The organism is Desulfonema magnum (assembly GCF_017377395.1).
GTDB lineage: Bacteria > Desulfobacterota > Desulfobacteria > Desulfobacterales > 4be13 > Desulfonema_C > Desulfonema_C magnum.
On sequence record NZ_CP061800.1, the window covers coordinates 7509648 to 7530945 of the forward strand.

The 21298-nt window shown below is 44.2% G+C and carries 18 protein-coding genes; 4 read left to right on the forward strand and 14 right to left on the reverse strand.

Annotated elements, in window-relative coordinates:
* Positions 1-133 precede the first annotated feature (133 nt).
* Both dnm_RS28765 and dnm_RS28770 read left to right on the forward strand, forming a co-directional pair.
* Positions 134-952 carry a DUF2887 domain-containing protein gene (locus dnm_RS28765; protein ID WP_207680301.1) on the forward strand — a complete coding sequence of 273 codons (819 nt, stop codon included), beginning with the start codon at positions 134-136 and terminating at the stop codon, positions 950-952.
* Between the two features lie 337 nt (positions 953-1289).
* The gene (locus tag dnm_RS28770; RefSeq protein ID WP_207680302.1) at positions 1290-2240 is read left to right on the forward strand and encodes a DUF2887 domain-containing protein; all 951 of its coding nucleotides are present in this window, start codon (positions 1290-1292) and stop codon (positions 2238-2240) included.
* Positions 2241-2397: 157 nt separating this feature from the next.
* Here dnm_RS28770 and dnm_RS28775 read toward each other — a convergent pair whose 3' ends face one another.
* The 3 genes from dnm_RS28775 to dnm_RS28785 form a co-directional block, all read right to left on the reverse strand.
* A complete protein-coding gene (locus tag dnm_RS28775; protein WP_207680303.1) occupies positions 2398-2988 on the reverse strand; it encodes a DUF1318 domain-containing protein in 591 nt (196 codons plus the stop codon).
* 230 nt (positions 2989-3218) lie between these two features.
* Positions 3219-7298: an AsmA family protein gene (locus tag dnm_RS28780; protein WP_207680304.1), complete on the reverse strand. Its 4080-nt coding sequence runs from the start codon at positions 7296-7298 to the stop codon at positions 3219-3221.
* A 163-nt stretch (positions 7299-7461) separates the two neighbouring features.
* Positions 7462-8286 carry a DNA/RNA non-specific endonuclease gene (locus dnm_RS28785; protein WP_207680305.1) on the reverse strand — a complete coding sequence of 275 codons (825 nt, stop codon included), beginning with the start codon at positions 8284-8286 and terminating at the stop codon, positions 7462-7464.
* Positions 8287-9137: 851 nt separating this feature from the next.
* Between dnm_RS28785 and dnm_RS28790 the strand changes: the two genes are divergently transcribed.
* The gene (locus dnm_RS28790) at positions 9138-10151 is read left to right on the forward strand and encodes a cyclic nucleotide-binding domain-containing protein (protein WP_207680306.1); all 1014 of its coding nucleotides are present in this window, start codon (positions 9138-9140) and stop codon (positions 10149-10151) included.
* On the forward strand, positions 10130-11326 hold the full coding sequence (locus dnm_RS28795) for a hypothetical protein (protein ID WP_207680307.1): 1197 nt from the start codon (positions 10130-10132) through the stop codon (positions 11324-11326). Before dnm_RS28790 ends, dnm_RS28795 begins: the two co-directional genes overlap by 22 nt.
* A gap of 29 nt (positions 11327-11355) precedes the next feature.
* Here dnm_RS28795 and dnm_RS28800 read toward each other — a convergent pair whose 3' ends face one another.
* The 11 genes from dnm_RS28800 to dnm_RS28850 form a co-directional block, all read right to left on the reverse strand.
* Positions 11356-11505: a hypothetical protein gene (locus dnm_RS28800; protein WP_207680308.1), complete on the reverse strand. Its 150-nt coding sequence runs from the start codon at positions 11503-11505 to the stop codon at positions 11356-11358.
* 262 nt (positions 11506-11767) lie between these two features.
* Complete coding sequence (locus dnm_RS28805; RefSeq protein WP_207680309.1) at positions 11768-12100, reverse strand: toxin-antitoxin system TumE family protein; 333 nt, start codon at positions 12098-12100, stop codon at positions 11768-11770.
* A gap of 62 nt (positions 12101-12162) precedes the next feature.
* On the reverse strand, positions 12163-12462 hold the full coding sequence (locus dnm_RS28810; RefSeq protein ID WP_207680310.1) for a hypothetical protein: 300 nt from the start codon (positions 12460-12462) through the stop codon (positions 12163-12165).
* 342 nt (positions 12463-12804) lie between these two features.
* Positions 12805-14901, reverse strand: a complete 2097-nt coding sequence (locus dnm_RS28815) for an InlB B-repeat-containing protein (RefSeq protein WP_207680311.1) — start codon at positions 14899-14901, stop codon at positions 12805-12807.
* A 280-nt stretch (positions 14902-15181) separates the two neighbouring features.
* Complete coding sequence (locus tag dnm_RS28820; RefSeq protein WP_207680312.1) at positions 15182-15472, reverse strand: cohesin domain-containing protein; 291 nt, start codon at positions 15470-15472, stop codon at positions 15182-15184.
* A gap of 280 nt (positions 15473-15752) precedes the next feature.
* Complete coding sequence (locus dnm_RS28825) at positions 15753-16403, reverse strand: C25 family peptidase propeptide domain-containing protein (protein ID WP_207680313.1); 651 nt, start codon at positions 16401-16403, stop codon at positions 15753-15755.
* A 633-nt stretch (positions 16404-17036) separates the two neighbouring features.
* Entirely contained in the window at positions 17037-17459 is a 423-nt protein-coding gene (locus dnm_RS28830; RefSeq protein ID WP_207680314.1) for a type II toxin-antitoxin system VapC family toxin, read from the reverse strand.
* Complete coding sequence (locus dnm_RS28835) at positions 17456-17746, reverse strand: hypothetical protein (protein ID WP_207680315.1); 291 nt, start codon at positions 17744-17746, stop codon at positions 17456-17458. Before dnm_RS28835 ends, dnm_RS28830 begins: the two co-directional genes overlap by 4 nt.
* 1017 nt (positions 17747-18763) lie before the next feature.
* Positions 18764-19900 (reverse strand): sodium ion-translocating decarboxylase subunit beta, encoded by a 1137-nt coding sequence (locus dnm_RS28840; protein WP_207680316.1) that lies wholly within the window; start codon positions 19898-19900, stop codon positions 18764-18766.
* Positions 19901-20011: 111 nt separating this feature from the next.
* Positions 20012-20455: an OadG family protein gene (locus tag dnm_RS28845; RefSeq protein WP_207680317.1), complete on the reverse strand. Its 444-nt coding sequence runs from the start codon at positions 20453-20455 to the stop codon at positions 20012-20014.
* A gap of 261 nt (positions 20456-20716) precedes the next feature.
* Positions 20717-21160 (reverse strand): cyclic nucleotide-binding domain-containing protein, encoded by a 444-nt coding sequence (locus dnm_RS28850; RefSeq protein WP_207680318.1) that lies wholly within the window; start codon positions 21158-21160, stop codon positions 20717-20719.
* Between the last annotated feature and the right edge of the window lie 138 nt (positions 21161-21298).

Sequence of the window (21298 nt, forward strand, 5' to 3'; positions counted from 1 at the left end):
AATAATATGTGTTATATGACATTCCCGGAGAACGGAAGAAAATGCTCGTATGAGAGGTTTTCCTTGCATCTTATACAATACTGAGATATCTTATTGTCAATTCTAAACCAGTTCTTTTACCACACAGGTGCTTATGAAAACAGATGCGCTGTTTTACAAACTGTTCCGGATCGCTCCCCGGAGCCTGTTCCGGCTTGTCCGGCTGAAACTGGACGGTGATTATGCTTTTGAGAGCATCACCGTCAAGACAACCGAAAAACGTTTTGACGGTTTTATGAAACCTAAGGACGGGAAAGGTCCTAATGTCTTCGTCGAAATTCAGGGCTATGATGACAATACGATTTACTGGCGTTCCTTCCGTGAGGTGTGCGCGTGGTATGAGGAGAACGACAGCGACAGGCCGTTCATCCTGATCATTCTTTTTACTGATGAGAAATATGATCCTGACAACCGCATGCTGTCATGCAGACCGCCCTGCCGGCTGATCCGCAAAAATCTTGCAGACTGTCTGAAGGGGATAGGAAAAAAGGCGGGCGTGCTGACCGTGCTGAAACCGCTGATGCTCTCGGACAGGAAAAAAGACCGGGAAAGGCTGCCGGAGCTTGTTCCGCAGTGGGAGGAGGCCATCCGTTCCCTGGAACTCCCGGAGCATGAGACAAACGAACTCACGGAACTGCTGTTATATGCTGTTGTGCAGCGGTTCCGAAAGCTCACCCTGAAGGAGGTGGAAAAAATGATACAACTGACCCCGCTGGACCAGACCGTTGCCGGTCAGGAACTTATTCAGATCGGAGAAAAAAAAGGAAGAGAAGAAGGTGAACTGATTGGCAGAATTCAGACAATGCAGCAGTTCCTGAAACGCCCGGTCACATCTAAAAAGAAACTCTTTGACAAAAATATCAGTGAATTGAAATCAGTACTAAAAAAACTGGAATCCGAGCTGAAGCTCTGAACACGGAATCTGACAGTTTCACGGTGCGATTCGGCACATCTTGGCTGTCAGCCGGAGGCGACTGGTCTCTTGCTGCTGCCGTCTGAAAAATTATAAGTACCTGATCAAAATTTTTTATACATCTTTTTTTCTGTGAGCGGCAGAGAAACCCGGCTTTTTCCTTTGTCGGAAAAGCATCATTCCGGAAAAAAAGCCGGGTTTCTTCCCCGGGCAGATATTAAAAACTTATGGTTAGGTACTTAATTTTTTGACATAAGCGCAGGAATGTCAGATAAGAAAAGTATAAAAAATAATATGTGTTATATGACATTCCCGGAGAACGGAAGAAAATGCTCGTATGAGAGGTTTTCCTTGCATATTATACAATACTGAGATATCTTATTGTCAATTTCAAACCAGTTCTTTTACCACACAGGTGCTTATGAAAACAGATGCGCTGTTTTACAAACTGTTCCGGATCGCTCCCCGGAGCCTGTTCCGGCTTGTCCGGCTGAAACTGGACGGTGATTATGCTTTTGAGAGCATCACCGTCAAGACAACCGAAAAACGTTTTGACGGTTTTATGAAACCTAAGGACGGGAAAGGTCCTAATGTCTTCGTCGAAATTCAGGGCTATGATGACAATACGATTTACTGGCGTTCCTTCCGTGAGGTGTGCGCGTGGTATGAGGAGAACGACAGCGACAGGCCGTTCATCCTGATCATTCTTTTTACTGATGAGAAATATGATCCTGACAACCGCATGCTGTCATGCAGACCGCCCTGCCGGCTGATCCGCAAAAATCTTGCAGACTGTCTGAAGGGGATAGGAAAAAAGGCGGGCGTGCTGACCGTGCTGAAACCGCTGATGCTCTCGGACAGGAAAAAAGACCGGGAAAGGCTGCCGGAGCTTGTTCCGCAGTGGGAGGAGGCCATCCGTTCCCTGGAACTCCCGGAGCATGAGACAAACGAACTCACGGAACTGCTGTTATATGCTGTTGTGCAGCGGTTCCGAAAGCTCACCCTGAAGGAGGTGGAAAAAATGATACAACTGACCCCGCTGGACCAGACCGTTGCCGGTCAGGAACTTATTCAGATCGGAGTGGAGATCGGAGAGGAAAAAGGAAGAGAAGAAGGAAGAGAAAAAGGAAGAGAAGAAGGAAGAGAAGAAGGTGAACTGATTGGCAGAATTCAGACAATGCAGCAGTTCCTGAAACGCCCGGTCATGTCCAAAAAGAAACTCTTTGACAAAAATATCAGTGAATTGAAATCAGTACTAAAAAAACTGGAATCCGAGCTGAAGCTCTGAACACGGAATCTGACAGTTTCACGGTGCGATTCGGCACATTTTGGCTGTCATATAAAAAATTATAAACTTTTATTATAACCGCAAGAATGTCAGATGAGAAAAGGATAAAAAAAAACCATCTTCTTATCTGACATTCCTGTAATGCACGACTCCGCATTCAATTTTCAAAATTTTTCACTGTCCACTCGCCATCTTCCCCCTGAATTTTCTCACCCGCGGCGGCATTCTCCGCATTAAACTTACCAAATATCCGGCGGATTTTCGGCAAGTCTTCTTCGGTCAGGTTCTCGTTCATCTCAATGGCCCGGCGCATGATGATTTTCCTTGCCTCATTGACTTGGGAAATCACAGCATTGAATTCATCTTCCGTGTATCTCTCTGCAAAATCTTTCAGATTCTCAGGCACGTCCTTTTTCTCCATAGAAAAGATCGTGAGCAGCCCCTCATTGTTTTCCCCGACCCATCTTAGCTGCTTAAACGCCTGAAGATCATCCGCATGAAATGCCTGAATCTGCATGGCAGTCACAGCGTCCTTATGCTCCTGGCTGTGAACACGCGGTTTACGGATAGTTCCATCAGAGTCAACCCCTCTCACAGAGGCCAGCAAAAGCATCTCTTTGTCAAGCGAGTTATATGTTCCGAGAACCTGATTCTCCAAACTCGTGCGCTCGCTCATCACTTCAACCTTGACTTCCGCCAGCGTACAGCCGCATAACACAACAAGAATGACCAAAAATATTTTTCTCATTTTACCCTCCTTGGTTTGAAACTTGAAACTTGAAACTTGAAACTGGAAACTGGAAACTGGAAACTGGAAACTGGAAACTGGAAACTGGAAACTGGAAACTTGAAATTTGAAACTTGAAACTGGAAACTGGAAACTCGAAACTTGAAACTTGAAACTTGAAACTTGAAACTTGAAACTTGAAACTGGAAACTCGAAACTCGAAACTTGAAACTCGAAACTTGAAAGCTATTTCAATTTTCGAGTTTCAAGTTTTTATCCACTGTTAAAACATCTGCCGAAAAAATTTTCAGGGCCTTGATGACGGGGTTGAAAACGGTGATCTGTGTTCCGAATCGGTCAAGCCCTGACAAATTGGCGATGTTGAGACGATCCACCCGGGGGATTTCCAGGGAAATTCCTTTTACTTCAACTTCGCCAGTTAATGAGAGATTGCCATTCCTGACTGTCAGCCTGATCCATCGGGGTGTCCCTTTCTGAAAAAGCTGGCGCTGAGAAATGATGGCTTCGTTGCTTTCGTAAGGGTCCAGCGAATAGAGAAGCTGACCTATGGCCCGGGAACCGATATGGCTGAGTCGGATGTCTGCTTTTAATTCTCGGATCAGCGGTTTTAACTTGGTAAACAGCGGAAGAAAAAGCGATAGTTCTCCGCTTACCTGCGTGTCTTCGCCGCCCGCTTCCTGGTCACCCCCGGAGAACATTTCAGCGGTGTTTAACCCCGAAAAAGTCACGCGGGCCTGAAGGAAAAACGCATCTGCTTTCTGTAATATTGAAACTGAGCCTATTACAGTTCCGCCAAATAAGTCAATTTGAAAATAGTCAATCGCAGGCATTTCTTTGTTCAGATCAAGGTCGAGTTTGGCGTGTCCGAGTTTCACAGGCATGGAGCCGCTTCCGATGCGGGCGGAGTTGAAGGAAAGGGAATGCTGTGTGGTAAAGCGGTTTTGCATTTCATCCATGAACCGCTGAACCAGATGATTTCCTGCTTCAGATACAGACGCGGCAGCAGAATCAGGCGTCATAACTTCGGCTGATAAAGGCGTTTTTGCAGGCCGGTCACGGTTTGCCTTCCTTTTATCTCCGGTTCCGCGTGTTCTTATCTGATAGTTTTTCTCCAGATTGAGAGCAGAACCCAGGCCCTTTATGTTGAATGAATTTCCTTTATGAATATCCATTTCAGATGCATTTATCCAGATTTTTGTCCTGAGATTCCGGCTCGGAGACAGTTCGGCCTCTGTTCCGAACTCTAATCCTCCGCTGATTTTTATGGTATCCGTGAATATTGCCAATTTTGAAGTATCCGAAATACTCACGTTTCCACGAAGCGTTCCTCCGAGATATTTAAGCCACAACGTCAATGGCATTTTAAAATTCTGTTTCAGAATGCGATCCATGCCGTAAACAGATGCATCCACCTTATTTTTTACAATGAAAGGCGCTGTTTCCATGGTCTGAGAAAATGTGACAGCTTTAAGGTGATCATGCTGACATAAAAACGACAGATCAACGCCTAAGGGCTGCTTAATTTTTGTGAAAGGTATATCCTCAATACGTTTTATGGAAATATTGGCGGAAAGCTTTCCGGCTCCGGTTTTTCTGTCAAACGCATATTTCAGCGGAGGGGAGAGAGAAAAAGACTTAATTTTCAGTCGGTGCTTTTTCTTTAATGAAAACTCCGCATCCGCATCTTTCATTCCATAAGAAATATTCAATTTGTCAAGAAAAGGCAAATCTTTTTCCAAGTCAAAGGATGACATTGATTTCAATTTTCTGAGTTCACCGTCATTGGGAAGCCTGCCGGAAATATGCCAGCCCAATTGTGCGTCTCCTCCTAACCGCATTTTATCCTTTGGCGAAGCAGAGGACAGGTCTGATTGTTTCTCAAGAAAATTTTCAGACAGCCGCGTCAGATTTACGGCAATTTTTCCCTTTGTATTGAGAAAGGCCAGGGCCGTATCCTTTGCATCCGCACTGATCTCCATTTTCAGGACGTTTTTGTTATCAGGCGTATTAATAATGATACGAGATGTCAAATCGCTGATATCTAATTTCAAGGGCCTGAGCCCCTGAAAATTCATTTCAGATACAGCCGTATTAAAATCAAAACCTGCTTTGAATGTGCCGTGTTTGGGATGTCCGAACGTCACCAGAGGCGCGGACACTGCTAGATTTTCTAACACAAGTTCGGGGCCTCTGTCCGTCCGCAACCGGCCTTTTGCCTTCAGCGCGTGCTGTCCCTTCTTAATGTCAATGACCGAGGGAATGTTCAATCTGTTTATGCGAAGCGATTCTCTTATGGAAAACCGTGAACTCAGACCCAAAAAACCCTTTTCTGATTTACGAATATCTTCTGCGTTAAATGTCATGCCGGGGATTTCCAACTGTTTTATTGATATCTCTTTTTTTCCTTTTATGAGAAGCGTATTCAGACTTAAAGATGCCACCAATTCTGCCTGTCTTGGAAAAAAATTCGTAAGTACTGAGTTTATACTGGAGATTGAAAGGCTCAGGTCCGTGGCTGACAGAGCTGATTTGGCAGAGTTGAACTGACATTCAGGTATTTTTAACTTTAAATCACTGAGTCTGATACTGCTCGGACCTGATGGAATGGTTCCTGCAAAACGAGCATTTTTTACTTCCAGAACCGGAGAATGAGCTGTTATCCCCTTTTTACTGGCCCGGGTGAAGCGAAGAGGAAATGTGTCAGGTATGAACATTTTTCCTGTGTTAAGCAACTCTCCGAGATCAAGTTTTAACGAGTCCAAATTAAGATCAATTTCCGGAGAAGGTGTATTCAGTTTTTCGGCAATTCCGCGCCATGAGAAGCCACAATTTTCAAGCAAATCAAGTCTGCTGCTTTTCACTGACAGCATTCCTTTTTGTGCGTCAAATTTTCCCTTAGCGGAGATATCAAAGCGGACCGGACCAATGCGCTTGTCTTTAACAGGTCCGCCGGAAAGTCTGAGGTCATTGCCATCCGCATTGACATCATAGGATAATAGTTGTCCGGGATTTCCAAAAGCGTGTATCTCAAATTTGAGATTTCCGGAAATATGAGCCTCAGACATGGGCGGCCGGAGAACTGTTTGCAGTTTGTTAAATATTTCTTCCAGATCAGAGAATGAACCTGCCAGTTTTAAATGAATGTCCTGTATTCCATTTTTTAAATCCGATACATGGCCGCTCCAAGACAGCCTGCTCTTTTCGAGCAAGTCAAGTTCGCCTGTTCGGATTGATAATTTTCCGGAGGCCCTGTCAAAGTTCCCTTTGTTGGAAATTTTAAAATGAACCGGCCCGAGGCTTTTATCATTTATCAGCGCACCGGAAAGGCCCAGTCCGGTTCCTTCCAAGGCTGTATCAAAGAATATGGATTGTCGGGGATCCCCGGAAACAGATGTTACAAGTTTAAGATTTCCTGCAATTTCAGTGGCGGAAATCGGACGCGGCATGAATGGCTTCAGGACTTCAGTAAGCTGCTTCAGATTCATCTCTGCCTGACTTTTAAGCGTTCTTTCCTTCAAGTCGCTGCGGATGGCAAGGCGAAGCCCCGGCAGTTCAGTCTCGGTATCAACATAAATCCCCGTCAGATCGGGCTTTCCACGGGAATCAAAGATATTTTTGATGAAAACCTTCAGATGAGCACGCGGCACTTGCCGGCCGTCCAGCTTCATATCTGATGAAACATTGAGAGCTATCGGTCTTGAATAAAGGGAAGGCATATCCAGGTGTATTGAAGCATCTTTTAATGTCAGAAGCCTGTCTGTCGAGCGATCTTCCGAGAGAAAAGATATTTTGTTCAGGTAAATTTTGCTCTGAATATCAATGGGTATGGCAAGAGACAACTGAGATTTTTCTTTTTTTTTCGGTTCTGAAGCTCGGATCTGTGAGAGCAGCTTTTCCACATTGGTCTGTCCGTTCTTATCTCGGATAACTCGGATATCCATGGCATCCAAAAACAAGTTAAAAATCAGACAGAATTCTTTAATGACTTTAATGCGTATCTCTGCGGTAATTCTCTCCGCAGATAACAGAGGCTTGTCGGAAAAGGCAGGATCATCTGGTATGCGGATACCTTTAATCAGAATCCCTTCTGACCATTTCCATTGAATGCTTTCAATAAGTACGGGACGGTTAAGCGTGTTTGAAATTCGGCTTTCAATGAACCCTCCGAACCATGGCGTTGAAACGAACACAGGCAAAAGGAGAAGTGTGCAGATCAGGCAGATTATCCCACCTGTTATGACAAGGCCCGGCCAAAGCAGAAGCTTCCGAAGGACGCGCAGGGTTGGTTCCTTTTTTTTTGGTGAGTTCATTATTTCTGATTATAACGGATTTTACGGATCCGCCGACAATAAATTGCCGGGCTGTTCTCAGCCGTCTCTCCGGGACTTCAGATAAAATATTTCGCAGGTGACACGAGACCTCCGAGGTTTTCAAAACCTCGGAGGTCTTTCACAGTGGAATTGCATTCTCAATTCATCCGTCCTTCCACCAGGACAAATCCAGCTTTTTCTTTTTTTGCTGTTTTTTCTTACCTAATTTCTTAAAAAACTTATACCCGGTCTCACGCTCCACATCTCCCACCGACATGACATAATTCCACAGTTCACCCGCTTTGATGTCTTTGTTAGGAATGATAAATCCGATGAACGAATTATGACTGAATGAATAGACAACTTTATAAAAAGTGCGGGGAACAGGAATATCGTTCACCCGGGTGGAACGTTTGCCATACAAAGGACCTGTGACAACAGCCAGCTTGCCTTTGGTATGGGTCCACCCCCGGATAACTCCCTCCAGACTTCCCCATGCCTGACGATTTAATTTGGGATGCTGAAGCGCGATATTTGACATGGCAAATGTTTCATTATTGCTTTTAACGCTGTAATCAATGGCCGCGCTCGGGGCCAGATGGCCTTTGTCATATCCTGTATTCCTGAAATCATCAGGTCTGACCCTGTATTTTTCAGGGATATCAGGATCAGGATAAAAGATATTACCTCTCTCAACATCAACGCCAATGGATTTTTTTGAGATAATGTAAGAGACCCATAGCGCGCATTTTCTCTGGGTACTGAACCCCAGACTGTAACCGCTGCGATCAAGCACAATATCTGTTTCACACGGTTCTCCCAATTTTCTATGGTTTCTGAGGGCAAACCACCATGTATAAGTTTTGTGTCGGTTCGGCCACAGATGAGACGATATGACATAGTGTGACATAGCCCCCCCGATACCTGATACCAGACACGGCAGAAACAACTCTGATTCTGTCATTTGCCTTAACCATATAAGCTCCATAAAATAAAACCTCCTGTTTTTTTCTATAATCAGCAGATGGAAAGCTGATCTCATTCCCACGCTTCGAATGGGAATGCAGTGCGGACACTTTGCGTCCCGAATCTGCCGGTCGCCCCGCCGGACGCAGATTCGATCCGCCACCGGACGCGAAGCATGGGAACATGCAGATATCTCGATGATCAAGTTTTCTGACCCGATTCGGACAAAAAGCCTGTCATTCCGTTCGGCGTGAGTTCAGATTTCGGCGAACTCAGTCGGGTCGCCGAACGGAATGACAAAAAACTTAAACATCGAGAGATCAAAAATTCTTTCCGGAGTATGCAAAAAACTGCTTCGCTCTTTTTTGGCACTCATTTTAATTTATCCTGCAAAACCTATGATGTCAAAAAAGTAGTGTGGTGTAAATAATTTAATCTGTTATTGTAATTAATAACAAAGGGGGAAATCTGCCTGAGACGGGTTCTTTCTGACTGAAAAAATGATTAAAGTTTTCTCAGATAGTTATTACTCGATAATCAAATTTTTTCTGCCATTTCTGCGAAAGCAGGAACAACAGACGTCCGGCCGGATCGAGTATTATTAACACATTGTCCTGTCAACATCAGCAAAGAAATTCCCCTTTCTGAGTAATTTATTCAGATTACCGTTTATTTTATTTTTTTATTTAACATAAAAACTTTTGTTTGAAAAATGAATTTGTATCTGTTATTTACTTTGATATAAAAAACACATATTAAAAATTATAAAATACGCACAGGGCAAATAAACAGATAAAGCCAACAGGTTGAAAAATATCTGGAAAAATAACCACATATCCAAAATTATCAGCATTTGAAAGGAAAAAACAGGAAATGGGCAATTTTTCCAAAGACGAAGAATTGGTTGATCAATATGCCAGGCAAAATGACAAGGAACACGCTGTTAAGTTGCTATTTGACTTAATTGTCAGATATGCCAGAAAAAAAAACTTTGTAAAAGCGGAAGCACTGAGGGAAAAACTTTTTGAACTTGATCCCATGTCGCTGACTGAAATCATAAAATCTGCTGAAATCATCGAGGAAGAAAAAAGTGGTTCCATAGATCATGACCACCTGGACATCTGGTCAGCCCTGTATGATTCACTGACCACCGAAGAAGCACACACGCTGTATTTAGCGTTGAAAAACGGTGTCTATGATACGGATGATCCTATTTTCAGACAAGGCGAATTAAGTCCCTATCTCTATTTCATCAATCATGGACAGTTGAAAATGTTTTACAGCAAGGAAGGGAGGGAGATTCTGCTGGAAACATTAGGCCCCGGTGATATTGCGGGGGAAGATACTTTTTTTTCCATCAGTGTCTGCACAAGATCCCTGATAACACTATCCCGGGTAAAACTCAGCTTTTTGGAAAAAAATATATTTGTGAAATGGCAGAAAGAATTCCCCACGCTTTCGGCAAAACTGAATGATTACTGTCTTATGCTTTCGAAGCCTGTTGATCTGTTCAACGACGAAGGCATGGATCGCAGGTCTCACAAGCGGCTCAGAATATCAGGAAAGCTGATGTTCCAGATACTGAACCCCTCGGGAAATCCCATTGGAAAAGCATACAAAGGAAATATTTCAGATATTTCAGTCGGCGGATTATCTTTTGACATTAAAACCACTAAAAAGAATGCGCTTCTGCTGCTTGCCCGGGGGCTGAATGTAAAATTCATTCTCCCTAAAAATAAATCCCGGATTCAAATAGAAAGAAACGGGATGATCATCGGAGTTACAAACAGTTATTTGAATGGTAATTATACAATCCATATGAAATTTTACAAGATGCTGAATGAAATAGAAGAGGGCGGGGAAGAATGGTTAAAAACGAAAATTTAAAAAACGATATTTTAATAAAGCGATCTCAGGAAGTTATTTATGAACTGCTTAAAAGTATTGACCATTCAGTCTTTCACAGGGAAAGAAAGCTTAAGATTAAAAGAGACAGCCCGGTTAATTCTGCATTGATAAAAATTTTTGCTTACAGGCATACTTGTGAAAATTTTGAGATGCTGAAAACGATAATCATTCAGGTTGCTGAAGAGATAGGGTCTCCGGCAATAAAAGAAGAATTAAAAGGACTGGAAGCCAAAAATGACAAAAAATCAAAAAAACCGGATTCTGATGCTTTTAAATTAATAAAAAACATTCTTTTTCTTTTTCGGGAAGAAGTGGAAAGACGCCTGGCAGAAAAGGAAAGAGAAAATCAAAGTCAGGCCAATGACAGATGGAGTACCATCATTCAGGTCGCCAGAAAAATAGCGTTAACAGAAGCAAGGGGAAATCCGGAAAACTCGGGTGATGATACCCCCAAGTTAATAAAAATCATTCTTTTTCTTTTGCGGGAAGAAATAGAGGAATATTATTTCAGGGAAAGAATAAAAGAAAATTGGAAAAAAGCAGAGGAACACGGTGACTGGTGTTCATCGGATTATCTTATGGCAAACCTCGGAGATAAAGCATTAGATGAGATTATGAATCCGTCCGAGAAAAACGCCACAGCTTTGCCGGCAGATACTGATACAGATGTTCCTCATGAAAATTCAGAAAGCAGAGCCTCAGATGAAGTAACGACGAATGAAGCGGAAGACAAGTCTGTGGCGTGGGCCGCCAATACGGATTCGGATTTTCTCGTTACAAATCTGGAAAGCAAACCACCTGAAAAGTCAGATAAGGTCGTACCCGCGGACGTATTGGCGAAAGATATCACCACGAATGAACAGGAAGACAAAGCCGTGGCATGGGCGGTCAATACAGATTCGGATTTTCTTGTTGCAAACCTGGGGGTTAAAGAACTGGATGAACTGATGCCGCCGAAGATTGTGTCAGATGAGACCGCAGATGAAGCAGATGTATCACCAAATATGGATACAGATTCAGATTATCTTGTGGCAAAACTCGGGGTGAAAGAGCTGGATGAACTTCTCTATCCAAAGTTGGAACCGCATGAACTCGAAGAGGAGGACGCGGACGAGGACAAAGATGACGAGAAGTGGATGGGCTGGATAGATTAAACTTTTGCAATGATTCTGCTATTCAGAATTCAGTGGGGTTTCGGGAGGGAATCAATCCTGAGTCGTCTTCTGGCACCTGACCAGTTACAAAATCCATGATTTCTGTCTCCTATGGCAATTCTTTGGAACGCTAAAATGAAACGAAGCGGTGTTTTTGCGGAAATTCCGCTTTGCTTCATTTCCGCACTCTTTTAACTCTATGTTCAAGTTTTTTGACCCGGTTCGACTGAAAAGCCTGTCATTCCTGCGAAAGCAGGAATGACAAAAAAAAACTTGATTATCGAGTTACAGAAAAACTTTTGTGATTTTTTATACCAGGATCAGAAGATGCCTGCAAAAATTTCCTGTGGCTTTGATGATTTTTCCTGTCAGTATGAGCGCATCTGGTCAGCGGTGACGGCATGTGATAGGTATTCGTGGGTGATGTGATGACGATATCTGTCAGTGCTGGCGGAAACACTCATCAATTTCGGTAAGCATGTCCAAAGCATCTGCTGGTTTCCCGGAGACCACATTTGCCTCATCGTCTATATGAACATGGTAAGGAAAATTATCCAGTTCCGGATGGTGAGGCACATTGTCCCATCGTTTTACAAGACTTCCGTCCCTGTTTTGCCAGTGAAAGCTGTAAGTCGTTGATTCCCGTTGTCCTTCTGATTCGACAATTCTTTCTCTCATTTCCAGAAGTCCGCCGTCAGAGAGATTAATCCGAATACGATAAATGAGAATTTCTTCTTTGTCTGTTTCGAGAACATCGTGACGAATCAGCCGCACCGATGCCGCCCATGTGCGTGAGCCGAGGAAAGAGGTTATTTACTGAAAGTATTCTTCAATCATCAGACTCCGGCCTCCCTGATCGGCTCATATTGCCGTCGCAGGGCCAGAAAATTTTCAAAAAGCATCATCCATTCCATAATATCTCCGTCGTCACCGAGCTTTCCGCTCTGATATGCCGTCCATGCGTTCCGGCTTTCCATTCCGAAGCGTTCCTCAAATGGCGCAAGCTCCTTTTTCAGATGTTCCATTTTTTGCTGGCACTTTCCCATCTCAAACTGTGCCATTTTCTTCAAGGTGCTGTGAACGACAGCCTCTCCCATAATGTCGGCTATTTTTCTGGATCGGGTTTCAATGTTCATAATAATTCTCCTCTTATTGCTTTTGATATCATGAGGATTGCAAAATTTCAGAGTGTCAGGGAAACTCTGACCAATGATGTCATCCGAACTGATTTCGGAACATGTCCCTGTTCATAAACAATCCTTGTAGGAATTGTCATTTATATCAAAATAAGAAGATGCTTGCAAGAATTTCCTGTGGTTTTGATGAGTTTTCCTGCCAGTCCGGGCGCATCTGGTCAGTGGTGACGGGCTGTGTCGGACATTCATCTGCCAATGCAGGTTGGGTGGGGGAACGAAACTGGACGTCCTTATACTCAAACATCGGCGTTGGGTTTCGTTCCTCAACCCAACCTACATCTACTATTCCGTCATATCTGGAGCAAAACCGTCGGATGTTGTCTCATCCACATGATATCCGTCACTGTTGTAGAACTGAATTGCCCGCAGGAGCTCGCCAAAATCAATGACCCAATCCTGGGCATTCCCCATTTCCGCGTCATCGTAGTCTGAACCGTGAGGTTTGCAGGCGTAATCTGTGAGAGGATCGCCCTCGCCCGGAGCAAATCCGTCCATGCCGCTCTCATCACAGTGATACGCCCCTGAGTTGTAAAGCTGGATAATACGAAGCAGCTCGTCAAAAATGATCCTGAAGTCGTAGTCGTAATCTCCGCCGTTCAGTATGATGTCTGCTATTCCTCGCCATCGCCTGAATGAAGCGGCGATTGCATGGTTGGCATCCACGCTTTCAAAGGTGTAGGTTCCGTCTGTAAGTTCCACCTCCGTACCATCCACAGTCACCGCCTCAACCACATAATTCTCATCAGGTGTGATCGTAAATGTCACGCTGTCCCCGTCAGCAACCATGATATCTCCTGCGGGGCTTATGGTTCCGTTCTCCCCGGCGAAAGCTGTTATCGTATGCATTTCGCCAAATTTTACCTTAAAAGTATGGTCGGCATCAATGGCTCTGAAGGTGTAGCTAAAAGAAGTGACCTCATCTTCATCTAACGGTATTTTTTCTCCGTCCACCTTCACTCGCTTAATGTAGTAGCCCTCTTTGGCCGTGACTTTGAATTTCTGATCATCGCCTGCAAACACCGTAACCACATCATCTATTATCTCGTTATCCACGGCTTTCACACTTCCGCCGATTCCCCTTGTCACTGTAATATTAAGTATGCCCGTAAAGGTCGCCTCTATGACGGCGGGGCCCTCAAGAGCAGGGAACGTATAAACAGCGGTTCTGTCTTCATTCAGCACATAATTCTCCGTGCCGGTCACGTCAGCACCGTCAACCGTGACGGTGTCAATCACACAGTTGTAGAGCGGGTTCGGTGTGATGGTATATTCCGGAGTTGAAAGCGCGGCATATTCTGTCTCCCCTGCCGGAGAAATGGCTCCGTTTTCGTCAGCGGTCGCTGTCACAGCGTATTGTTTGATTTTGAAAGTCGCAGCGATGGCAGAACCCGCCGGAAGGGCCGCAAAAGTGTATGAGTATGTGCCGTCCCCGTTGTCTGTCAACACGGCATTCTCATCTCCGAGAACTTCAAATGTGTCAATTTCATAATGCGGATCAGGTGTCACCGTATATGTCGGGGTCTCGCCCTCATTACAAATCATCGGGCCGCTTATTGTTCCGTTCTCGCTTGGTAATATTACCGGACATCCGCCGGGCAGACGACATCCGGGTAGCTGTTCAAAAGCAACCGTGATGGCTATGTTGTCGCCATTGAGCAGAGGGGGGTAAAAAGTAAATGTGCCGCCTGAAGTTCCGTTACTAAGTTCTGCGAGTCTATCCTCACCGTCAACCGTAAATGCCAACACCCCGTAGCAGTCAGACGGAGTTATCGTGTATGTCGGAGTATCTCCTGCGTTGAAAAAAGATTCTCCGGCAGGTTCTATGATCCCTGTTTCCGCTCCCGTTGAAACCGTAGCTGTCACTCTGATAGGTAGAGAGACACTTTCGCCCGTAATCGTCAGAATCAGCGGTGTCATCGTGTCATCAATGATACCTTTGCTTGGGTCAGTTTCATCGTAAGTAATGGCAAAGTTATAGGAATCGTCAGGAATCATATCTGCTGTGTCAAAAAAAAGTTGCAACAGCGTCGTCTCAACGGCGGCAGGAACCTGTCCGGCAGCTCCTGCCAAAAGCACGTTGACCGAACCCGGCCCGTCGTCGGTGAAGTTGGCTATCGGCCAAGAACTGCCGTCCGTTGTCTGTCCGTCTATATAGGTAAAGATATAAGGATCATAAGTGATGTTAAAATCCGCCCCTCTGAAATTCGGGTGATCCCTTACCACGATATCCACCGTGACCACCTCCCCTGCCACGAAGAACGTCGGAGCCACAATTTCGACATCGGCACTCTGTGCCAGCGCAGAAGATGCTGTCCCTCCGAAGAGAAGCGACAGTGCCAGCAGAAAACTCATCCAATAATTTTTTCTTCTTTTCTCCATAATTACACCTCATTAAATTAAAAAGTTAAAAATCCGAAATTATAAATGCCAAACCCTTTTATTGTAATCCTAAATGAGTTGTGGGATTAGGAGATGTACGCTTCTGATTTCGGAAAACCATGCCGAGTCCTTCTGTAAGGTGCCGTCATCTCCTGCCGCATACTGGGTGGTCTGCCCAAAGGGGGAAGTTTATGTGGAAAGTTGTGAATGCGAATCTCGCATTTAGGAATCACAGGTGGTCTCTCGCAGGGGGCGGGAAAATTTTTCCTTACCCACCTCCTTACAGGTGACAGGATTCGAGGCAGAGCCTCTGTGTATGGGTTCCCAGGCGGAGCCTGGGAACCAGAAAAAAGATATAAGGATCATAAGTGATGTTAAAATCCGCCCCTCTGAAATTCGGGTGATCCCTTACCACGATATCCACCGTGACCACCTCCCCTGCCACGAAGAACGTCGGAGCCACAATTTCGACATCGGCACTCTGTGCCAGCGCAGAAGATGCTGTCCCTCCGAAGAGAAGCGACAGTGCCAGCAGAAAACTCATCCAATAATTTTTTCTTCTTTTCTCCATAATTACACCTCATTAAATTAAAAAGTTAAAAATCCGAAATTATAAATGCCAAACCCTTTTATTGTAATCCTAAATGAGTTGTGGGATTAGGAGATGTACGCTTCTGATTTCGGAAAACCATGCCGAGTCCTTCTGTAAGGTGCCGTCATCTCCTGCCGCATACTGGGTGGTCTGCCCAAAGGGGGAAGTTTATGTGGAAAGTTGTGAATGCGAATCTCGCATTTAGGAATCACAGGTGGTCTCTCGCAGGGGGCGGGAAAATTTTTCCTTACCCACCTCCTTACAGGTGACAGGATTCGAGGCAGAGCCTCTGTGTATGGGTTCCCAGGCGGAGCCTGGGAACCAGAAAAGACTTGTGTTCAAATGTTATCACAGCCTGATTGGCATCCAATCTGTAAAGGCTTTTGCTTACAGGGTTGTATTGGAAAAGGGCTATCGGTATGTCCACCAACTGCCATCCCCACAGATTGCCTGTACTCACATTATGAAAAAGGGTTGAGGGAAAACGGGCATTGGTCGCATATATCTCCTCATTCTGCCCTTGTTGGTTCAAAACCGGTTCATCCTGGTTCACAGTCGGCACAGGCGTGGGGCGGACTTCCCAAGCATCCTGAGACTCAACCGGATTCGACTCAACCGTTGATCTTTTCACTGAAACTTCAATGGTTGACAGATCAGCCCCCGGAGGAACCAGGGTCTTGACAACCTGATACGGAAGCGCCGGCTCACCGGTTTGGCTGAGATACTGGATTCCCTCACCTGAAAAACTGGCATAGCCATTTGCATCTTTTATAACCGTCACTTCCACAGGCGGTATATCTATGGTGATTTGATCAGACAAAGCGTTTGAGGCTGATACAGATATGATTATTAAAGCAAACAAAGCCGTCAAAAGTAACCTCAGTCCTTTTTCACTATTTTTATTAAACATGGCTGCCTCCCATCTATTTTTTTTTTAGCTTGTTATCCATATATATCCGCTCTCAATTTCGAATATGAACATTTGCGGCGGAAGGTCAGCCAAAGCCAGTTTTTGCTCCTTTTTTCAAAGCCATGTAAAAGACAGGTGAGATTTCAAAGGTGGGGATTTGATTTGTCATAATGCGGCTCCTTATGAGCCTGCAAAAAAAAGGGCGCAGACTCTTCTTCTGCGCCCAGACTAGGTACCGCCAAGCACCCCACACAGACACAAAACAAGAGCCGCGCCCGTACGGGCGCGGCTCCGTCTGCATCGTCTGTGTTAGAAATTGGCGGTTTCAGTCTGGACGATGACTACATTAACGCTAAACCATATATTTACTTTTAGCTTATTTTATAATAAGTTAGCTGCTCCTTTTAAGAGATATTTAACCTGCTGAATAAAATTACTAACTTAAAACAAATGAGCGTGTCAAGTAAAAAAACAGGCTGAAATTTCCCGGCAATTTTTATTCCGGCTGCAAACCGATTCCCTTGAGACCGCAACATCCTGAAAGACTTCCATAACAGGAATTGGCAAAACTTACGATTGAAATATATGTGCTGAAACCCTGTTCCCGAGAAATCAAACAGGTTTAATTGCCTGCTATCTGCGAATCATGGGAATAACCTCAAATGCCCTTCCGTCTTTCATGCGGTATATATAAAAATCACCGTCTGTCGTGAATATTCGATATAATTTTCGGCTCTCTGCCGTAACTACCAATGAGGCATCAGCCAAATCCATCGGAATATCACGATACTTTCCCATGAGTTCTGCCATGCGATCTGTTTCCGGCGGTGTCAGTTCATGGAAAATCAGATATCCGTCTGAGCGGAGTTTCCACAGAGCTTCCTGATATCTGTATCCGCCTGCCGCTCCGAGGAGATACATGGCTTCAGTGAAGCAAGGCCATGTTGTCAGCAGTTTGCCGGGTGGAAGGCGTTTCAGGGCAGCCACGCATAATTCATGGTAAGTGTCATCCGCATCCAGGAGAGCTATCAGAGGTCCGGTATCCGTAAGAATCATATCTTTCCCTGTTCCCGTTTTCTGACAAGCCCTTTGGTGAATTTTGTGCCGCAGTCTTCTGACATACGCGCACCGCCCGGAATGCGCTCGCTGCTGTGCAGAACACCGATATGTTCATGAAGCATGTCAGCAAGCGTCTCACATTGTTCCGTGACGACGGATTTGTCTGTCAGCAGAAATATTGAGCGCAGCGTTCCCAGCACAAGCAGTTCGGGGGTTGTTCCCTGAATCCGGGCGTATTCGTTTACTGCCTGCTCAATGTCAGGTGTAAGTGTAATTCTCATCATAAATATTCCTTTATAAAAATGCCGGCCAGCACAGGTTGGTAGCGTTCTAAAACTGAATATAAGCCCATATAACTATCTGAATCAATAAAGTAAATATTGGTGGATATCCAAATTCGGAACATCACCTAAATCTCCATCATATTACCTTTTATCTGCCTGTGTCCGGGCAATTTGATAAACAAAACAGGTCTGTCAGAATAAATTAGTTTACATTACAAACTAACAATTTCAGTAACATAAGAAAAGATATTTGTCAAGAGCGACCGGTGTTTCCGGCACTTCCCATTCAGACCGCAACAGATTCCGATGAAACCACAATATCCTGAAATCATAAATTTTCCCAGATCATCCTGCCCGAATTCCGGCAGTGACGCTTTCCAAAATCAAAATTGCCGTTTTTTTTCAAAGATGAGTCTTCCTCAGCGTCCGTCTCCGAGTCAGTTATTCTGATCCAACAATAATATTTCCTTTGCCAGAATCTTTAAATTTTGTAAAATTAACTGAGGGAAGAATTATTGGCTTGTAGCCAGAGTTCAAAGTAAGCTTTGCAAAAAAGGAAATGCTATGGCAGGTGCGTTGATCTTTGGAAAGTGAGAGTTTTTAAATCGGTCGTCAATAAGTTCGGATGTTTTGAAAAGGCAGGCAAATTCAATATCAATCAACAGATAAGGAAGGCACTTTAATTTAAGAAAAAAATAATCTCAAAAATCGCCTTCCTGCTCTCCGTGTTTGTAGCTAATGGCAAAAGACAGGCTGAAAACGAGCTTTTGGAAACTTCGGAGATATTGTGTGCGAGAATTTATGATCAGGTACTTATCAGCAGATCGAAAAAATTTTCCACATATTGTGTCTCCGATGACAATTCTTCGGAGCGATAAGATGAAACGAGGCAAGTATTTTTGCGAAAATTCCGCTTCGCTCCATTTCCGCACTCCTTTTGTTCCGAAAACTTTTCGAGCTGCTGAAAATAAATTGCAGTTCCGGAGAGTGTATATTTCCGAAACTGCCAATGTTTTTTTACAGCATAAAACTCCACAAAACACCTGCCGCAACCGCCGAACCGATAACTCCTGACACATTGGGTGCCATGGCATGCATGAGCAGAAAATTTGTCGGATCTTCATGCTGTCCCACATGCTGAACCACGCGGGCAGAATCAGGAACAGCCGATACTCCTGCTGCTCCTAAAAGCGGATTTATCTTTACAGTGAGAAAAAGATTCATTACTTTCGCAAAGATAACACCGGATGCTGTCGCGATACCAAAAGATACCGCACCAAGTATAAAAATCCCAACAGACTGGGGCGTGAGAAAAACATCGCCCTGGGTGCTGGCTCCCACGGTCATACCTAACAATATGGTCACACTGTCAATAATTGACGAACGGGCTGCCACAGCAAGACGTTCCGTGACAACTGCCTCTTTCATCAGGTTGCCAAAGAACAGCATTCCCAGAAGCGGCAATGCTGCCGGCGCGAGGAAACAGCAAAGCAGAAAGCCAATGATAGGAAAAATAATTTTTTCCTTTTTTGAAACTTCGCGAGGTTCTTCCATCCGTATCAGTCGTTCTTTCCGGGTCGTCAGCAGCTTCATGATCGGCGGCTGAATCACCGGAACAAGTGCCATGTAAGAATACGCGGCAACCGCAATGGGGCCGATCAGTGCCGGTGCCAGCTTTGCCGTGAGAAAAATGGCCGTGGGACCGTCAGCCCCGCCGATAATACCGATGGATGCGGCTTCATTGGGAGCAAATCCCAGAGCAAGGGCTCCCAGAAATGTAATAAAAATTCCTGTCTGAGCCGCGGCACCCAGAAGCATCAGCAAGGGACGGGCAAGCATTGTTGAAAAGTCGGTCATCGCTCCGATCCCCATAAAGATTAGTGGGGGATAAACCCCCGAAGTAACACCAAAATAAAGGTAATGCAGGACACTATTGTCTTCATATATTGCAAGTCCCAGCCCTTTGAATACTGGAATATTTCCCATCAGAATACCAAAACCGATGGGCACAAGAAGAAGCGGTTCATATTGCTTTGCAATTCCGAGATAAATAAATACAAGCCCTATCACAATCATTATTATATAACGGTAGTCAGCCAGTGCAAAACCAGTGTTGGCTATAAATTCCGTCAACAGATTTGTCAGATTTTCCATTGATTAGCTATTACTCCTTTTTTTCAAAAGTTTATTTTTTTCAACTGGCCATAAGAAACCAGGTCTTTTTGAAAAAGCCTGGCTTCCTTCTGCTATTTTATTATGAGAAACCTATTTATTTTCATTCCAATAGAAATAACCTTTCCCATCAGGAAGGATGCGTTCTGTCCTGAGCAAATAGTTAATCGCCGAGTGGGGGCGAAACAATCCGCATCTTTCAGAAATTTCAAGAAGCTTGGGAAGTGGGAAAGGCTCGCCGATCCGTTTGGTTAAAAGTTTAAACTGACGAGTAATTTCGTCAATATCCTGAGCTAAACAAAAATCAGGAATAGTCTCCTCTTCCTCTTCCTCTTCTTTTTCTTCCCGGGGTTCTTCCTTTTTCCACAGTTGCTTTACCTGCTGGGAAAACTTGTCCCGCTCATCCCAAAATTTGATGACTTTATGCAACTGAGAAATTGTAAGAGAAAGCAGGGTCAGTCCTGTAAAAACGATTGAAACACCCACGACAGAGATGGCCCATCCGTTATGAGCTGCTATTGCCTCCAAACCATTCAATCCGCTACCTCCTTTGAGTTGATAAATTTTTATAAAAAACAGCAAACTCCGCCTTTAACTGGCGAAAATCCAATACAATTTATTATATAATCTTTATTATTCTGATTTTTCGGAACATCATATTGTCAAGGCAATGCAATTATGACAACCGTTACTTTTCGCGGGAAAAGCTGTGCCTTCAAAAAATCAGAAAAAAAAATTTACAAATAAATATTATAATACTTTTAACAATATTGAATCAAGAAATATATGGGAAACTCATCAATTATCCTCAGATTCCTTTCTTATTTCCGAAACAAAAGGCATTCTTTCTACAACCACAGCGTTGATTTTTTTCATAATCTTATCTCCCAGAACTGAATTCCCCTGAATAAGACGAAGAAAGTTCTGTCCCGGGAGAGACAAAATTTCACTATCGGTCAGGGCCACGCCCGTACCTGTGTATTGAAAAGGGGTGATCACTGTGGACCAGCCCATGATATCGCCCCTGTTATGCAATGTGATTGCCCGGTCATCTTTAAAATGGACCATAAAATTGCCTGACAAGACAATATAGAAGGTATGAGCAGGATCGCCCCTCCGCATGACGGTTTCCCCCTCCATTATCTTCAGTGGGGTCATCAGGGAAGCAATCTCCTCCACATCCTCATGAGCAAGCTCTGAAAAGATTTCTAATGATTTAAGTGTCTGAACATCTGCTGACATCCTTTTATCCTTTCTTTAAAGGGTTATAAAATTTTTGATAACGATTCAGGTATTCAGGAATCACCGACATGACAGACTTTTTTCTGCCGGATTTTCTCATGCACAGCACAGACAACCCCGCTTATTCTGATTCCGGCA

Bases quoted from the DNA above. Each gene is read 5' to 3' on its own strand.
- dnm_RS28840 (WP_207680316.1), bottom strand. From the start codon at position 19,900: ATGGAAAATCTGACAAATCTGTTGACGGAATTTATAGCCAACACTGGT.
- dnm_RS28825 (WP_207680313.1), bottom strand. From the start codon at position 16,403: ATGTTTAATAAAAATAGTGAAAAAGGACTGAGGTTACTTTTGACGGCT.
- dnm_RS28775 (WP_207680303.1), bottom strand. From the start codon at position 2,988: ATGAGAAAAATATTTTTGGTCATTCTTGTTGTGTTATGCGGCTGTACG.
- dnm_RS28795 (WP_207680307.1), top strand. From the start codon at position 10,130: ATGGTTAAAAACGAAAATTTAAAAAACGATATTTTAATAAAGCGATCT.
- dnm_RS28765 (WP_207680301.1), top strand. From the start codon at position 134: ATGAAAACAGATGCGCTGTTTTACAAACTGTTCCGGATCGCTCCCCGG.
- dnm_RS28800 (WP_207680308.1), bottom strand. From the start codon at position 11,505: ATGAAGCAAAGCGGAATTTCCGCAAAAACACCGCTTCGTTTCATTTTA.
- dnm_RS28810 (WP_207680310.1), bottom strand. From the start codon at position 12,462: ATGAACATTGAAACCCGATCCAGAAAAATAGCCGACATTATGGGAGAG.
- dnm_RS28850 (WP_207680318.1), bottom strand. From the start codon at position 21,160: ATGTCAGCAGATGTTCAGACACTTAAATCATTAGAAATCTTTTCAGAG.
- dnm_RS28780 (WP_207680304.1), bottom strand. From the start codon at position 7,298: ATGAACTCACCAAAAAAAAAGGAACCAACCCTGCGCGTCCTTCGGAAG.
- dnm_RS28820 (WP_207680312.1), bottom strand. From the start codon at position 15,472: ATGGAGAAAAGAAGAAAAAATTATTGGATGAGTTTTCTGCTGGCACTG.
- dnm_RS28830 (WP_207680314.1), bottom strand. From the start codon at position 17,459: ATGATTCTTACGGATACCGGACCTCTGATAGCTCTCCTGGATGCGGAT.
- dnm_RS28815 (WP_207680311.1), bottom strand. From the start codon at position 14,901: ATGGAGAAAAGAAGAAAAAATTATTGGATGAGTTTTCTGCTGGCACTG.
- dnm_RS28790 (WP_207680306.1), top strand. From the start codon at position 9,138: ATGGGCAATTTTTCCAAAGACGAAGAATTGGTTGATCAATATGCCAGG.
- dnm_RS28835 (WP_207680315.1), bottom strand. From the start codon at position 17,746: ATGATGAGAATTACACTTACACCTGACATTGAGCAGGCAGTAAACGAA.
- dnm_RS28785 (WP_207680305.1), bottom strand. From the start codon at position 8,286: ATGGAGCTTATATGGTTAAGGCAAATGACAGAATCAGAGTTGTTTCTG.
- dnm_RS28770 (WP_207680302.1), top strand. From the start codon at position 1,290: ATGAGAGGTTTTCCTTGCATATTATACAATACTGAGATATCTTATTGT.